The 15,487-nt window shown below is 51.2% G+C and carries 16 protein-coding genes and 1 CRISPR repeat array; of the genes, 3 read left to right on the forward strand and 13 right to left on the reverse strand.

The genetic code is table 11. The features are described 5' to 3' along the window. Nucleotides 1-53: 53 nt before the first annotated feature. Complete coding sequence (gene queA, locus R3B84_20705; GenBank protein ID MEZ6142992.1) at nucleotides 54-1,106, reverse strand: tRNA preQ1(34) S-adenosylmethionine ribosyltransferase-isomerase QueA; 1,053 nt, start codon at nucleotides 1,104-1,106, stop codon at nucleotides 54-56. On the opposite strand from queA, the gene R3B84_20710 reads away from it, so the two are divergent. Continuing rightward, entirely contained in the window at nucleotides 1,098-2,018 is a 921-nt protein-coding gene (locus R3B84_20710; protein MEZ6142993.1) for an ATP-grasp domain-containing protein, read from the forward strand. The two genes, queA and R3B84_20710, sit on opposite strands and share 9 nt — an antisense overlap. A gap of 27 nt (nucleotides 2,019-2,045) precedes the next feature. Here R3B84_20710 and R3B84_20715 read toward each other — a convergent pair whose 3' ends face one another. The 3 genes from R3B84_20715 to R3B84_20725 all read right to left on the reverse strand — a co-directional run bounded on the left by R3B84_20715 (nucleotide 2,046) and on the right by R3B84_20725 (nucleotide 3,777). Next, nucleotides 2,046-2,837: a hypothetical protein gene (locus tag R3B84_20715; protein MEZ6142994.1), complete on the reverse strand. Its 792-nt coding sequence runs from the start codon at nucleotides 2,835-2,837 to the stop codon at nucleotides 2,046-2,048. 132 nt (nucleotides 2,838-2,969) lie between these two features. Further along, nucleotides 2,970-3,458: an IS5 family transposase gene (locus R3B84_20720; GenBank protein ID MEZ6142995.1), complete on the reverse strand. Its 489-nt coding sequence runs from the start codon at nucleotides 3,456-3,458 to the stop codon at nucleotides 2,970-2,972. After that, complete coding sequence (locus R3B84_20725) at nucleotides 3,430-3,777, reverse strand: transposase (protein MEZ6142996.1); 348 nt, start codon at nucleotides 3,775-3,777, stop codon at nucleotides 3,430-3,432. The genes R3B84_20720 and R3B84_20725 overlap by 29 nt, the downstream gene beginning before the upstream one ends. A gap of 537 nt (nucleotides 3,778-4,314) precedes the next feature. Between R3B84_20725 and R3B84_20730 the strand changes: the two genes are divergently transcribed. Continuing rightward, nucleotides 4,315-4,653 carry a hypothetical protein gene (locus R3B84_20730; protein ID MEZ6142997.1) on the forward strand — a complete coding sequence of 113 codons (339 nt, stop codon included), beginning with the start codon at nucleotides 4,315-4,317 and terminating at the stop codon, nucleotides 4,651-4,653. Between the two features lie 1,119 nt (nucleotides 4,654-5,772). On the opposite strand, the gene R3B84_20735 is transcribed toward R3B84_20730, so the two are convergent. The 6 genes from R3B84_20735 to R3B84_20760 form a co-directional block, all read right to left on the reverse strand. Then, nucleotides 5,773-6,048, reverse strand: coding sequence for a hypothetical protein (locus R3B84_20735; protein ID MEZ6142998.1), 276 nt, complete (start codon nucleotides 6,046-6,048; stop codon nucleotides 5,773-5,775). A gap of 1,175 nt (nucleotides 6,049-7,223) precedes the next feature. Beyond that, the gene (locus R3B84_20740; protein MEZ6142999.1) at nucleotides 7,224-7,850 is read right to left on the reverse strand and encodes a hypothetical protein; all 627 of its coding nucleotides are present in this window, start codon (nucleotides 7,848-7,850) and stop codon (nucleotides 7,224-7,226) included. 214 nt (nucleotides 7,851-8,064) lie between these two features. Further along, nucleotides 8,065-8,520, reverse strand: coding sequence for a hypothetical protein (locus R3B84_20745; GenBank protein ID MEZ6143000.1), 456 nt, complete (start codon nucleotides 8,518-8,520; stop codon nucleotides 8,065-8,067). Nucleotides 8,521-9,039: 519 nt separating this feature from the next. After that, nucleotides 9,040-9,312 carry a hypothetical protein gene (locus R3B84_20750; GenBank protein MEZ6143001.1) on the reverse strand — a complete coding sequence of 91 codons (273 nt, stop codon included), beginning with the start codon at nucleotides 9,310-9,312 and terminating at the stop codon, nucleotides 9,040-9,042. A 103-nt stretch (nucleotides 9,313-9,415) separates the two neighbouring features. Then, nucleotides 9,416-10,096, reverse strand: a complete 681-nt coding sequence (locus R3B84_20755; GenBank protein ID MEZ6143002.1) for a hypothetical protein — start codon at nucleotides 10,094-10,096, stop codon at nucleotides 9,416-9,418. A 105-nt stretch (nucleotides 10,097-10,201) separates the two neighbouring features. Then, nucleotides 10,202-10,504 (reverse strand): hypothetical protein, encoded by a 303-nt coding sequence (locus tag R3B84_20760; protein MEZ6143003.1) that lies wholly within the window; start codon nucleotides 10,502-10,504, stop codon nucleotides 10,202-10,204. A 420-nt stretch (nucleotides 10,505-10,924) separates the two neighbouring features. Here R3B84_20760 and R3B84_20765 point away from each other — a divergent pair, with 420 nt between their 5' ends. Continuing rightward, the gene (locus R3B84_20765; GenBank protein ID MEZ6143004.1) at nucleotides 10,925-11,479 is read left to right on the forward strand and encodes a transposase; all 555 of its coding nucleotides are present in this window, start codon (nucleotides 10,925-10,927) and stop codon (nucleotides 11,477-11,479) included. 615 nt (nucleotides 11,480-12,094) lie between these two features. Here the strand turns inward: R3B84_20765 and R3B84_20770 are convergent. From R3B84_20770 to R3B84_20780, 3 genes are all read right to left on the reverse strand, one after another. Continuing rightward, a complete protein-coding gene (locus R3B84_20770) occupies nucleotides 12,095-13,540 on the reverse strand; it encodes an IS66 family transposase (GenBank protein MEZ6143005.1) in 1,446 nt (481 codons plus the stop codon). A gap of 243 nt (nucleotides 13,541-13,783) precedes the next feature. After that, on the reverse strand, nucleotides 13,784-14,764 hold the full coding sequence (locus R3B84_20775; GenBank protein MEZ6143006.1) for a PD-(D/E)XK nuclease family protein: 981 nt from the start codon (nucleotides 14,762-14,764) through the stop codon (nucleotides 13,784-13,786). A 3-nt stretch (nucleotides 14,765-14,767) separates the two neighbouring features. Further along, nucleotides 14,768-15,145, reverse strand: coding sequence for a hypothetical protein (locus tag R3B84_20780; GenBank protein ID MEZ6143007.1), 378 nt, complete (start codon nucleotides 15,143-15,145; stop codon nucleotides 14,768-14,770). A 72-nt stretch (nucleotides 15,146-15,217) separates the two neighbouring features. Continuing rightward, a CRISPR array of direct repeats spans nucleotides 15,218-15,471; the repeat unit is 36 nt; unit sequence GCTTCAATTCGGCCGCCCACCAAAATGGGCGGAAAC. Nucleotides 15,472-15,487 lie beyond the last annotated feature (16 nt).

A 15,487-nucleotide genomic window follows, 5' to 3' on the forward strand; every position in this document is an offset into this window, starting at 1 on the left:
AAAAACTATCTTCGGGCCTCTGCACTGAGTGCAGGTTTTCCACTGCAGTATGACTAGCGAGAAGGTAAAATGATCATCGCGTCGCCGTAACTATAGAATCGGTAATCATTTGCGATTGCAGCCTGGTAGGCGGCTTTTGTGGTTTCCACCCCTGCCAGTGCGGCAACCAGGAGCAGTAACGTGGTGCGGGGCAGGTGAAAATTGGTGATCAGCCCGTCAATTACCCGAAACTGGTGGCCGGGTTCGATACAGAGATCGGTTTCGCCTTGCCATGACTGCAGCGTGCCCCCACCTGCAAGTGCGGCAGCTTCCAATGCACGCGTGGCAGTGGTGCCGACCGCGATCACCCGATTGCCACGCTGGCGACAGGCCAAAATCGCTTCAACGGTGGCTTCCGGTACTTCGCACCATTCGTGGTGCATCTGGAATTTTTCCGGCTCATCGCGATCGACGCTGGCAAAGGTACCAATTCCTACGTGCAGGGTGACCGATGTAGTGCCCACGCCCATCGCACGCAACTGGGCCAGCAACTCCGTGGTAAAGTGCAGCCCCGCTGTCGGTGCGGCCACGGAACCTGGTTCGCGGGCGTAAACCGTCTGGTAACGCTCCTCGTCTTCGGCGTTGGCGATCCCCTTGCGAATGTAAGGTGGCAGTGGGATGTGCCCGACGGCAAGCAGAATGTTCCACGCCGGGCCGGGCGGGGTTGGTTTCACAATCCAGTGGCCGTTGTTTCGCCCCACCAATTCCAGTTCATAGTGGGAATTGTGCAGCTCGATTTTTTCCCCAAGTTCTGGCTTGCCACGGGTTTGCGCCAAAATCTCCCAGGTGCCGTCGGCGTTTTCGTGCAGAAAAAGCCCTTCCCACTTGCCACCGGTTTTGGCCCGTCGCCCCAGAATCCGTGCAGGCACCACGCGGGAGGTATTCATGACGAGCAGATCGCCAGAACGCAGCACGCTGGGAAGATCGTTGAAGGTAAGGTGGCGAAAATTCTGCCCACCGGGTACCACAGGGAGCAGTTTGGAATGATCGCGGTGCTCCGCAGGGAACTGGGCAATCCGCCCCATGGGAAGTTCGTAATCCAGTTGATCGAGGATCTGATGATTCATGGGGATATTGTAAGAAAGCACAAATGGTGGGAAAATCGCCGTGACTCGAATCTTTTCTGGAATAGAGTACCTGAAACATTGTATTTCATTCTTCAGGCAAGATGCTCGAGGTCAGGATTTTTAATGGAGAAAAAGTACAAAACGAAATGTGCATTGGTACAAGTTGAAATCCCCAATCGACCAATTATAGAAGCCAGTGCATTACTTGAAGTGTTACCCAAACGAGAGATTTCTGTCGGGACATTTTCGAAAAAGCAACTTTACCGTGGACATATTACACTCAACCCAACGACACTGATTGCTGGCAACATGGATGTTGTTCCCTGGGCGTTAAAGCGACTTAATTGTGATGGTCCGTTCCTGACATCGTATCCAACTGGTCTGGCTGAATTCTATGGCAGACAACTTTCAGTATCAACTCTTGAGGAGGTTCGAAGACGCGTTGAATATGATGGGCGACCATTGTTTGTGAAACCTCTTCATCCTTTCAAGAGATTTAATGGATTTGTCTATGAATCTCGCACAGATGATGCGAATTTTCACGGGGCATCATATCGAATGCCTGTATATGTTTCACAAGTAGTCCATTTTGTCTCCGAATTTCGCGTTTATATCGCACACACCAGCATTGTCGGCATTACACCTTATGCAGGGCATTCCGTTTTCCCACCCACAAACTGGCTCAAGCAAATTCTTAATGCTTTGCAAGAATCGAAAGAACTCAGTGCTGGTTGCAGTATCGATGTAGGGCTCATGAATGATGGCACCTGGGTAGTGGTTGAATGCAACGACGGTTTTGCTCTTGGTCAATACCCAGGCCTATCCTCTGATTCTTATGCAGATGTGATTATTGCAAGGTGGGAAGAACTGATGAAGATGGCTGACAGGACTAACAATCAGCTACCCACCTGATGCGATTTCACGATTGTTGTGGGGTGCCTATTTCCAATCTGCAATTCCCACCACCTGACGAAAATAGTGGTGTTTGCGGTCTGCTTCTGGGCAGGGAGCCAGCCGCCATTCCCAGGTGGGGCCGAATCGGGGTAGTTTCAACCCGAAAAACAGGTCACGTTTTTCCACCACCTGATTCAGCAGGTTATACTTGGTGCGTTCATAATCGGTGATCAATGAGACGCACCCTGGCAACGCACTCAAGTATTCCAGATGATCCTTGATCAACTGCTTGGCCATTTCTTCCAGTTCTGCCTTGGTGTGGCAATGCCATTTTCGCAGATAATCCATTGGCATGCACGGCAATTGAGACAACAGGTTGAGTGAAACGGTGTAATCCAGTTCTTTGTCATCGAGCAACCACTGTGGTTGATCAACGGGGATAATCTGATTAGGACGGGTAGCGACGCGGTAGATTCCTTTCAGTGAATTGGTGACATCGTGGTTGACTCGCCGTACATTGGGGAATTGACGCACTACCCAGCGACTGGAAAGCGGATGAACCACATCGACCAGTAGTACCTGCTGGAATTTCTGTGCCAGCATCTTTAAGGGGACATCATGGATCAACCCGGCCCCAAATATCACCGCTTTGCGAAACTGCTGGCACCGCCCAACCCCTTCAGTAATCACATCATGGCAGCGTTCGATGTGGTGCTGCCATTCGTGGCCGACCCGTTGAAAACGTCTGCGTATCCCACCCACTTCAGCGAGGTAACCCATTTTTCGCAAATAACGTGGGCATGGCGTGAATAAATATTCGAGTAATATGTTCCACATAAACCATTCAACGATCGCCACTATTCTTCGTTGTTTTACAGAATTGAAAGGAATGGTAGTTTCCTACTGTACGGGAATTGTGAGAACCTCTGGCATTCGATTATTGAACCCCACCCCAGCTATGCCCCTCTCCTAGGTTCTGTTGATGAATGAACGGCATTTGATGAACGTAGCAGCCAGATGAATGAAGCTCAGAAAGCAGTCTGACAGTTTGTCGTATCGAGTTGCAATTCTTCGAAATTGCTTCAATTTATTAAAGAATCTTTCTATTTTGTTCCGGCTTTTGTAAGCTTCTTCGTCGATTGGCCATTCTTCCTTCGCATTTGATTTGTTTGGGATATGTACTGGAATATCCCCTTCTTCGATCACTTTTGATCGGATACTATCGCTATCATAAGCTTTATCTGCAACAACTTCCTCAATATCAGGAACTTGTATGATGCTTTCATCAAACAGATTGTCGAATTCAGGTGCATCTCCAGATTGTCCAGGAGTTACTTCCACTGCGATTAACGTGTTTTCGTCAAGACATGCAACGTGAATCTTCGTACTCAATCCCCCTCTACTTCTCCCAAGATCCTGATCATCGTCATCACCAGTTTTTTGCCGTGCCAGCAGCATGTTGATGTGCTCGAACTACTGAGCTATCGATGAATATTCGTTTGATGTTTTCCAGTGGTGTATCTTTCGGCATGTCCTCAAAAAGTCGCTGAAAAACATTGTTTTCACGCCAACGTTTGAACCGCTGATAAACTGCATTCCAGTCGCCAAATCTTGAAGGTAAATCTCTCCAAGGAAGCCCAGTTCTGATAAGAAATAACAGTGCCTCAAAGAACATAAGATCAGTAAGTTTTGGCTTTGCACCAGCAGCGGATCTCTTGGCTCGTTCGACCAATGGCCTAAAAATTGCCCAAATTTTGGGTGTAAGCATTGCTCTCATGATGCGCCTGTCTTGACGTTAAGTGCCTGTAATAAAAGGGTTTAGAAAGAAACTCCGATTCGTCAACACGCCCTAGTAGAAGTGAAGAAAACAATTGAGGACAGGAATGACCGCGGTCCCAGGTTATAGTTGGCCGACGGTGTTCGCCGTGGTTGTTTTTGCCTTTATCGCCCGCAGCGCAAACGAGGGAGTTTCTTTTTCAAGATTGACCGCAAAGTCGCAAAGAAATATCCAACCGTCATTTCCCACAAGCGGTATATCCAGGGCGAGAATTGGCATTCAAGCCAGCCCAGCAAATGCGAAAAAGACTGGATTCCCGCCTTCGCGGGAATGACGGTTGGTGCTCGACCGTCTCAAGGCAGGAAAAGAGATTCACTGTCATTGACAAATTGTTCCTGTTTTTCATTGCATTTATCTCATCAGAGATTATTCTGAATTCAGTTGCGGCCGCATGTGGCCAAAGTGAGCGATTGGAGCAGGAATCGCTTCGTATCCACTCCGCGACTCAGCTCAATCGCGAAATTCGTTAGGGAATCCATGAACACCATCCATACAGAACAACTAAGTGCCAGGATGGCAGAACTGGATACAGACGCTCTCAATGCCATGTTGGACCAGCGTGACGGGGCGGAGTTCGAGTCGGTCTGGAATGAGATTTTCTACTCTTTAGCACCACTAAAACACTCTCCAATAACCGATACGGTTTTCCTGTCTATCTCAGATGCCACCCAACAACATGAGATCTGCTCATACATCGCTGATGACCTTAATCTGATATTTGCTGCAGAGGAGAAAGGCATTGAGAATAAGTTCCTGTCCTGGCTCAAGGATGAGTACGTAAGGGGCCGATTCCCTCACACCCTGCCAAATGCCTAAGAAGTCACTCGAGATGTTACCCGCACCACACAATTTGTTAGAGGAGCTAGCCTTAACGGATTCGCTATAGAGCATATATATTAACGGTGACGGCTGCAGGTGGCCTAAGTGAGCGATTGGAGCAGGAATCGCTTTGTATCCACTCCACACCCTCTGCTCCATTGCTGAACTCGTTCGCTTGCGGACGACGGTGGAGTAGGAGAGCCAGTGGTTATCACGGCCTTCAGCAGCAGAGATCGAGGCAATGGTAGATTGGGTAAAGCAGCAGGTCGAGTTTCTCCGTTCCTTGCAAGGTTGGACCATTGTCGCTTGGTCCGGCGTCGAGATGGCAGTGCGTGAAGTTGGCCTCGACGGGCTGCCACAATGGCACGACCCGGCGGTTTCGTCCCTGCAGTTGGATCGCGTGGATATGCTGCTATCGGGGGGTCAAGTTGCGACGATCGCCACGTATCTGAACTATGTCACTTGGGGGCTTTGCCGCAGGGACAATTTGCCTCCTTCCAAGTTGGCGAATGGGGAGCCGGGTTGCATCTTCCGAAACCGCAGACTTGTGGAATTGCCGCCAGGTGAAATCAGCGATGTGGACGTTGGGATGGACGTTGGCGGAGACATCGCCAGTGTGAGATTGAGCGTGGGCAGAGAGGACGTATTGCTACAGGCCGGTGAGATATACGAGGATAATGACGGATCGCTCCGGGTTGTGCCGATGGACGAGTGTGTCCTGGTAGATGTAGGCTGTCGCAGCCGAACCGGCGGCTGAAGTGGACAGGTGACCCCGCGAATAAAATGATGTTGCAGGTAGCTTCCGCAGGCGGCAACTGAGCCAAATTACTTTCGGCAAGGGAAGACGATGTTAACACTCAAAGGTGCATGGCTCCAAGTGTTCCTCGAAATCCGTCGGAAGTATGGATTTCGGCAGGGTTGGAATGAGTTGGTGATCATAGATGAGCAAGTGTTTGAGGTATTTCCGTACACGACGCGCGGATGCCTCGCCGGGATACCACAGTACACCATCGGAGGAAACAGTCCCATTTTCATCGATCGATACACTGGCGAGATGTCTCAGCCCGAGCTATCGGATCTGCTTTCCTCGCGGCTGAGCTTAGCCGTTAAGCCAACTTAACTGATCTGTGATAGAGCATATATTAAAGGTGGCGGTCGCAGGCGGCTGTAAGTAAGCGATTGGAGCAGGAATCGCTTTGTATCCACTTTCGCGACTCTGCTCAATCGCGGACCCGTTCGGCGGCGGCGGCTTTCGGAGTGGCGAATTTCCGGCTGATGCGGGTTGATCCGCCCATGTGGGCGACGCAGCCGGACCTGAGCATCTTCCGCGTAACGGTCGCCGAGTACGCGGCCATTCAGCGGCACCGGGCCAAGCTCTTGCGGGTCGTCCACCGTGAGGTCGAGGCGTACCTGAACGACCCGCGGTTGGTATTCGACGGCGACTAGGAGGGGTTCCCGCACCGCCGACGGCTGACCTGAGAGTACTACATCGGCCACGAGCTATATGAGGCCCACTCCGATCCTGCGGTGTTCGTGGTCAGCGTCATGTGCCGTTGTCTGGAGCCGCCGAAGGCGAGTGGATACAAAGCGATTCCTGCTCCAAGCGCTTACTTAGGTTGCTTACGGCTGTCACCTTAACTATATGCTCAATCGCGGACCCGTTAAGCCGGCTGCAAGGAACGTGAAGTCTCGAAAAACCGTAATGCCGGCCCGGTCAAGAGCAAAGTCATGGTTCGGCACATTGAACGAGTTGGCCGTCCAAGAACTGCCAACGTAACAGTTGATGTCGAACGAGCAACGCGCCCCGCTTTGCGTGCTCCATTGCATCTGGTAAGACGAAGTGCCCAGGCAATTTCGTCACAGCAAGCCGACCACGTATGTGATACTGAATCTTCCCGCTGAGTTTCTTGAAGATGGGCCAATTGACACCATCCTGGTTCACAGGGCTCGTTTCCTCAAAATGCGAATACTCGGAGTATGCGATTTGATTCTTCGTAATCCCGCCGAAATGGAAGGCGACGCTTCCTGGACCCCGAAAGACAAAGCGAAAAGTGTGGCCTTGGCAATACTCCGGTTTCAGGGCGATCCGTTCGATAATCGGTTCCGAAAACGCCGACGAACTCCATGGGCGAAGGTGCGTTGGCAAAACACTTTCGGGTGCCCGCCCTGGTTGGAAGGCTTGCTGCACTTCACTCAAATCGGAGTATTTGCGAATTGGCTTTTCGTACTCGGAATCCAATTCATAAAGGCAACAATCCGTAGATTTGAACAAGAAATCGAGGATAGAAAGACAGTCTTTCGTGGTTGCGAAGAAAGCAAGCCTTGCCATCGACTATACCCGAGTTGTTGTGCCGAAAGGTTCCGTGATTGAGCAGAATCGCGAAAGTTAATAAAAAGCAATTCCTACTCCAATCGCTCACTTCGGCCGCCTGCGGCCGTCAACCTTATTATATGCTTGATCGCGGACCCCGTTAAGCCGGCCAGACAGGCTAAACGACTACGTTCACCCACCGCCGGTGTAATGTACCATTTGACAAAGCGTTTTAGAGGTCGGTTGCAACGCTTTGTTATGCAGTGTTCGGCGGGCGGGTCAAATGTGGAAGTTCAAGATAACCCTCAATTGGGCTGTTTACCAAGCAACTGTTGAGGCTGGAGGGAGGCACAAGCGATTCGGCAGCACAACCCCAGGCAACGAGTTGTGCTAATGCGGCGTCAACTGTTGCTACGAATGATCGATGAATTCGCGTAGATGGGTCCTGAATTGCGTAATCGTAATCCCACCCATATGCGTCCTCGGTATAGGCATCCAGATGGTCTATCAGCCGAAGTTCGTAGCCCTCTGCCCGAGGCATGATGTGTGCGAAGCGGGACATGCCTGGCTGAGATGATGGAATCGCTGCAGCTAATTCATTGCCGTCTGATAGACGTGTAACTGGATCAGCTGAAGGACGATTGTCGCGCAGCCAAAGCTCGAATGCGCGTTCGACGTCATATCTCGCATCCGAGAGCATTACTTCCGCGACCGCGTAAGTTGTATGCGTCCGCTCGGAGAGGTTGGTGGCAAGTTGGCGGATAACTATATCGCGAGCAGCGTCTAAATCACCATTCGACTGCTTGAGCGAGTCGTTGCACAACTTGATCGGTGCCGGCAGGTCTCGGCGGAGAAGAGCCACGAGTTGAGTGTTAGTGGACACGCTGCTTCACTGCATAACGGGGTCCGCGATTAAGCAGAGTCGCGGAGTGGATACGAAGCGATTCCTGCTCCAATCGCTGGTTAGGCAGCTTGCGGCCGTCACCTTTATTATATGCTTGATCGCGGACTCGTTAAGCCGGCTGCCCGCGGAAAGCAAGCTCCAAACCGACAACACCATCATATCGCGGGCGCAGCCGGTCAACTGCAGCCGGTGGTTAGCCATCGCCTTCTATCCAGCCTTCACACTGATGGATTGCTGTTGTTACCATTCGGACCGCGTCCTCATTTGTTCTGCATTCTCCGCATACATAAGCGCCAGGCCACGGTGCGATACAACTAGGCATTAGGTATTCGACCCGGTAATTCCTGCTGTCAAGGGCCGAAATAATCACGAACCATGGTGACTCATATGTGTCTTCGGCGAGTAGCACTAAGCGAGCATGAGAAGTCAATCCAAAGATTTTCGTGGCACCTGGCTCTGCCCGTATACTTTCGATGAGTTCAAGCATCGCTTTGCCGCCTTCACGAGACGTGTAATTGTCTCCCAAGGCAAGTTCGTTGTAGAACTCTTCAAGCGTTTTTGATTGCTGATCTTTGCATCGGGTGAGGTGCATCGAGATGGCTAACGTAAAAGGCTCAGTTGCCGGCCGCCCGCGGAAAGCAAGCTCCAAACCGACAACACCATTCTACTCGCGGGCGCAGCCGGTCAACTGCATCCGCTTGTTATCCGGCATTTAGTCGCCTCGAGGCTAAGAGAAAGGACAGGAACGCCAATCGGTGTTGGCATTTATCGCATACAAAATCTGTCACAGGTCGCGGATCAGTGATTGGCTCAAGCAGTTGCAGGCCGTAATCCGCATCACCCGGCGTATCTTCCGGTAAGCCGAAGTAATCCGGGTAATAAGAGCCGAAATCGGCATCGCAGAAGTCGCAAAAAATCACTTCCTGCCCAAACACTCGGAAACGATGGTAGGCGTGCTCACCCGATGCTAGTTCGCGGAGTTCTGACGGGTCATGGCCGCAATCGTAGCAAGGAGCGACGAGCCGCTCTGACATTGTCGTCGAACAAATTGGGCAAGCACTAGTGTCCATGCCGGATAACTCCCAAGCTGACCAGCAGCAGCCGCTGGTGAGACAGTGAACTCCAAGAAACCGTGATGCGGCCGTTGGGTGCAGCGCATGGTTAGGCATCATGACATCTCTTTTCTGAGTGCTCGATACGCTGCCAACAGTCGCGCTCGATGTCCCCAATCTGAACCCTCATCCTCAACCTTGGGATGAATAAAAGTGCCGTCGTCTGCAATGATCGGAATCGTCTCCAAGCCAGCTTCGGCACATGCTCGCTTCTGTTCTTCTGTTTCGGCGTGAATACCAAGCATCTCCTTCGTGTATGCCCAGTCTCGGTCGAAGACCTCCTCGAACGCGTCGAGGAACTCACGGACTTTGTTAGGGTGTGCGTTCATAGGGTGTGATGCCTAACGGTTGGCATAACCGGGCCGCCGCGGTTGATGCTCCATTTGAAAACGCGCTGTCGGCGGCTCCGCGTTCATGCCATTGTTATCCAATTTAGTTGTCGCATCCCGCGATCACTGCACGCGGGTCGCACTGACGATTGCAACCAAGAATATACACCTGATTGCCAAGAAACAGACAATACTCTGTGGCGGAGAAGGAGTCTGGTTGTTCCGGAGCGTTGGTGGTTTGTTTGAATCCGAATCCATCAGGAGTCTGGCAAATGAATGACATTTCCCCACCACAAGTGCACCGTTTGTCGATGCGATAGTTCATCCAACCGGGAACGCCGCCAATCTTGAAGTCGTATGACCCGACGTCGAATTCATCGAAATGCTGAATCTGTTCTTCTGCACGCTGGAATGAAAGCGAAAATGGCTCTATGAATTCATCGAGATTTCCGCTGGATTTCAGTTCGTCAGGTGGATACAGCCGCAGAGAGAAATGCCCGTCATCTGCGTCCCAGTACGACTCCGGTAGCGGTGAGTCGTCGTAGATGGAAGCCAAGCCGGGCGGCTCATTGTGCGTGGGGCACATGAACACGAGCAGATGACTGCCGTTCTTGAAAGGGAGTCCAAATTCGGCGCGGATTCCGAGTTGGAAGAAGAGAACCATTCTTGCGTCGCAGATGCGGCATCGAGGAATGGGTTCTCCGGGCGGTATAAATGGTGAGCCTCCGACCGAATCCCGGCAGCTCGCATCAGCTTTCGTGTCGGTAACGGTGACGAGATGCATAGCAAACAGATCTTCATGAGATAACGACAAAGCTCAGCGGAGCGGACCGCCGAGGGATACCTTGATGATACCTGAAAGCGACGCGGCGGGCCGGGTCCATAGGCGTCAGGAAACCTGCCGGACCGGAAGCCCGGCGGCTCGCTCCTGGAACGCACGATCCCAAGCCTCCCACTCTCGGAGCGGCAGCGTGCCGAAAACTTGCAGCCCAGGCGGCTCAACACCCGCGGTGAGATAGCCGTGCTCAGGATCGTCCTGCTCAGCATACCACCAGTGGCAGTCGTGGGCATCGTGCTTCTTGGACTGCGGGAGCGACGCGAAGATGGCTCTCAGGCGGTCCATGTCGTCGCGGTCGAAGGCGTCCCAGTCGAAACAGTAGATGCGCTCGATGTCGAGCCAGCCGTCGGACATCGGTTGGAGATCAGCGCAGTCGTAGTATGGTACACCCATCGCCTTCGACGCCTAACGTAAAAGACTCAGTTGCCGGCCGCCCGTGGAGAGCAGGCTCCAAACCGACAACTACATCATATCGCGGGCGCAGCCGGGTCAGGTGCATCGACTTGTTCTTGGTCCGGTCTGAATATTTCAGACACCTTTGAGCCGGGAACTTCAATTCAGTGTTATCATACCCCATCGGGATGTGGCGTACAAGCCCGGCAAGTCGATGATGTTCAGAGCGTGTGCTCGGCTCGATGGTTCGTGTGGGTTCAGGAGCGATTTCGGCCCTTTCGTTTGGTGACAACCTTTTCCGTTACTGATTTGGTTGATCCCGTTGGGACGGCTGGTGCCACTGCCGACTCCTGACGCCCATCCCATTTTCATGAGGTCAGCATGAACCGAACGCAGGAAAAAGTGAAAAATCAGTCCGAAGCCGCTGCAAAACTGGCGGCGTTGCCGATTGCCAATCGCCACGCCGCCGGCATTGATGTGGGAGACCGTACTCATTGGGTATGTGTCGAAGCCACGCCAGATCGTTCCATTCTCATCCGCGAGTTTCCTGCACATACCCCGGGCCTACATCAAATGGTCGAATGGTTGCAGTTCTGTGGAGTCACCACGATTGCCATCGAAGCCACAGGTGTTTATGGCCACGTATTATTCCTCACGTTGCTCGAAGCTGGTTTTCATGTGGTGATGACTTCCGCCAAGTTTGCCCGGCAGATTCAGGGCCGACCCAAAACAGACAAGCTTGATTGCCAGTGGTTACAGCGTCTGCATCGGCATGGTCTGTTGCCTGCCGTGTTTCAGCCAGACGATCTCACCCAGACCCTGCGGATATCTTTATCGACTGCATGCAGCATCGTAAGGCTGCCCAAGATCTTTTGCTCAAAGTTGTTTGACGCGAGCATCGCTTCCACAAGTAGAACACCAGCGAATATGACGTAGGAGCCGATGCCTGAAATTCCAAGGGTGAAATCGACGGCATTGTTTGCGATGCGCGTTGCGCATGTCAGTTCACTGTCGGTGGCAATCTCATCGAGTGCAGCAATCAGGACTCGATGACGCTCGGTAGGCGGCATTGATTTGGTTTTGTCGTACGCGGTGTGCTGACGATTGCGAACCTTAGTACACAGTCGCCGTATGTGTGACTCAAGCAATGAGAACGACTGTCGTTTACCGGCGTGGTGGATGGCTCGCTTCCACTGTCGATAACTTTGTTTGTCGCTGTGGAGGGTGTCCCAGTCCGGGAGTTGTTGAGCGACCATCGTGCAGCTCTGTTCTCCAATCGCTGGTTAGGCCGCTTGCGGCCGTCAGGTTTAGTATATGCTCAATCGCGGACCCCGTTAAGCCGTACAATCGGTTCAACCGGAGCCGCTGGCCGCGCGATATCCCCCAGATCAATAATTTGATGATCGGACACATTCCAGCCTCCCGCGGACCATTCCGCAGGAACGGTCAAGGAGCACCGACATGAAGCATGTGCTTCAATTAGTTATTCTGACGTTTACCCCACGTATTTCGTGAAAAAGGGGAAAAATAAGGAATTTTGTAACCGTTCACTTATGTTGTTGCAAGTTTCGGTGCAGGTTTGCCTTTCCGGTGTGCGTTGATCGCTTCTTCCAGATAATCTAATACGTTTCTCCCCTGTAGTTTCAATGTTTCACATACCGTCAGGATTCGCTCTGCGAACCGACAGCCACGAGCACTTTGAGAACCAAAGCTGCGTCGCCGCCACAACACAGCGCGACGTTGTACACGCTCCGCATCATTATTCGTTGGCGGAACATGCTCATGGTCGACAAACAGCCATAAACGCCTTTCTACTTTGGCCACCCTCTCGCAAAACCCTGCAACTGTTTGGTCCTTACTACCTTGCCCCTGTTTCAGCAGCGTGCGTACGCGTTCCTTCAACGGTTTCATCCGCTGTTGCAATGTTTGGCGACTTATCTGATGATCTCTCGTAAAAATATGCCATAGCTCAAATATTTCCTTGTGTAATTCAAGCCAGTGATCCACGAGTTTTGTCGCTCGCTTACTTCGTTTGGACAATGCCTCCCAGTTGCGTTTCAAATGTGCCCAACATAATTGATGGCTATCTTCAGGAAGGTTCTTCACATATACCTTCCAGCGATCCGTACTGACAAATCCAGGGAGTGCTTCACCCATAAACGCTTTCAATGCATCAATATTGCGACGTGCATGAATGAGAAATACTACGATATGAATCTTTGCCGCAATCGCTGTCCATAACCAGCGTTTGTGGCCCGCCTCTTTCCAGCCCGTTTCATCAAACCCCTTTACATCAGCGTTTTTAACTTTCTCACGAGCTTCCTCATAAGGTGCGTCCAATGCCGGAATTGCCTCGGCTTCCAGATTGCTGATGGTTCCCAAGGATATGTCTATGCCAAAAATCGTTTTGCAAGTTCGTTCGATTGAGCGTTTACTCAATCCATCCTGACCCACCATACATAGCAGAGCAGCTGTCAATCGAGGACCGGTGCAATGGTTGCGGTACTCGGCAGGAATGGTCATCGCCGTTGTGTGTCCACAATCAGCACATTTCCGGGAATGACCTTCATATTGTGTTACGATTAAAGGCTGCTGTGGCAGTTCAACTTGCTGATGAATCCTGGGTTCAGGTAGATTCGGACAGCCAACAAGTGATTTGTGGCAGCGAGAACAGGTTTCTGGCACGAACTTGATAAAGGAGTCCACACTTTCAGGAGGCAAGGGTTTTCGCAGATTTGCCTTGTGACCATGTTGTGCCCCGCGTTTGCGACCAGTCGGCTTTTGGGAAGCTAATTTTTCTTTTTCTGCAGGTTCTTGCTTGTTAGGCGGTTTCAGCTTGTCTTCCAGATCACGAATGCGAGCTTCCAGCGCCAGTATTGTCTTTTGTTGTTGCTGAATAATTTGTTGCTGATCCATCAGCTGTTGTTGCAGCAAATGAACCTGCTTGAGCAATTGCTGGCACCCAGGACATTCGGAATTGAACGACTCGATTTCCATCACCGGATTATAGAAAATGGCTGAAATTTGCGAAAGGCCAATTCCCGAACCGGTGAACGGTTACGGAATTTTTTTGTTCGGCAAAAAATGATTATTGTGAGATGGCTGAAGTTGTTATTTTGCAGAATGCGAGAACACGGCAAACTAAAACAGGGTATCATCAAAAACGTTTTTGAGGAAACCAATTCTAACGATATCGGTCTTTAGCCTGACGATAAGATATGAAGGAATCAGAAAAGGGAATCAGGACCCCATCTCCATTACCGCAGTATCAAGAAGATACTCTGCCTGTTGCAGTAACTCTGTAGTCTTGTTCATGTCAAGCATCCCATTCTCGTCTCGTTGTCGATAATCACCCTTTAAATAAGCTACAGTCATCCAGGTGCCATTTTTACGACGGCTAGGACGTAGCAGCGGGAAGCCGATCTTAGCCGACTCGACTTTCAAGATACGATGCCATTCTTCCCATGCCGATGCCTGGAGAGACTTGTCCTCAACCATGATCTTGAAACACAACTTACCATTCTCAAGCTGGAGGTATTTGTTCGTCTTCCAGTGCCACCAAAAACCCATGAAACCACCACTTCGGTTGGCAACGTAGTCCCATTTTCCGTCACCAAGACTCTCACGTAGTTCTGTGAAGAACCCCTTCCAACAATCCCAATGCCACTCAGCAACTGGTAATCGCCTGTAATCGGTAACTCGCTGTTCGATTTCAGACAAGTAGTCAGAGAAGTCCGAAAAGATTGTGTTTTGAACACCGAATGTACCACCCTGTTTCAGAAGAGTGATGAAGTCTTTACGAAGAAAGCAAACGTAGCCTGCCTGACGCACGTCGTCGTAAGAAGATTGGTCGCCTGTCTTGAAGTAAACGGCGGCAATGGCATGCTGGGGAAAATCAGCCTTGGTCGTTTCAAGGTATCGTTGAAGCTGATTCGAATGGTGGATTGTGTCGGTCTTGTCTTCGATCAGGATCACAATCTGCCCGTTTACAATTGCAAGGATGTCGATGTTCTTGTATTGCTTATGAACGTTCACAGATGTGATCGTTGAGGGTATTGGCACATTGCACATGTCAAGCAGTTTGTGAAGGAATGCCAAACCAAGGTGATGTAGAGAGGTATCGGTTTCCTCGAACTTTGGGTCGGCCCAGGAGAGCAGCCAGCAAATGAAGGCATCTTGCGAAAGTTCACTTGTGGCGAAATGGAATAGATTTGGCTTCATGATTCACCGTTTTTCCTTTCTCTTATTCGAGGATAGTACTAGCTTCTTTTGGGCCACAAACTCGCTGTCATCCCCAAAGTGGAAGAAAATCATGCCGTGAAGTTCGTCGCCCGTCATGAATGCCCAACCCCGGCCTTGTGCAGGATCCATCTCACTGTTGCCATCCCAGGTCCACTCAACTGCTTGTACACCGCCCCTCGTGGTCAGGCGGCAGTCCATCTGACCGTTGACGTAGCCGAAATGGAACTCACCCTGGCCATTGTCTTCGAACCTGAAGTATCCTTCTTCCTCTTCGTCAATGAAGTCCTGATCCCAGTTACTCATCGAAACGATCCGCCATTGGCCTGTGAATGGATTTGCAGATTCTGAATTCTTGCTCATTGCTACCCTCATTTACCTTACCTTACCTGAACAATCGACGATCATCTTAGAATAGTTGCAGGGAAAACAAACGCTTCAATTCGGCCGCCCACCAAAATGGGCGGAAACACCTTGCCCAGCCAAATCACGGCCTAGCGAGTATGCGGCTTCAATTCGGCCGCCCACCAAAATGGGCGGAAACCATTCTGATGTGGTTGGAAATGCTGGCGGAAGAAAGGCTTCAATTCGGCCGCCCACCAAAATGGGCGGAAACTCGCATAATCTCTTTCTTACCAGCCCCCTCGCCTTCTGCTTCAATTCGGCCGCCCACCAAAATGGGCGGTACCCACTCCCCGACCTGCA

Source organism: Zavarzinella sp., assembly GCA_041399155.1.
In the GTDB taxonomy this organism is placed as follows: domain Bacteria; phylum Planctomycetota; class Planctomycetia; order Gemmatales; family Gemmataceae; genus JAWKTI01.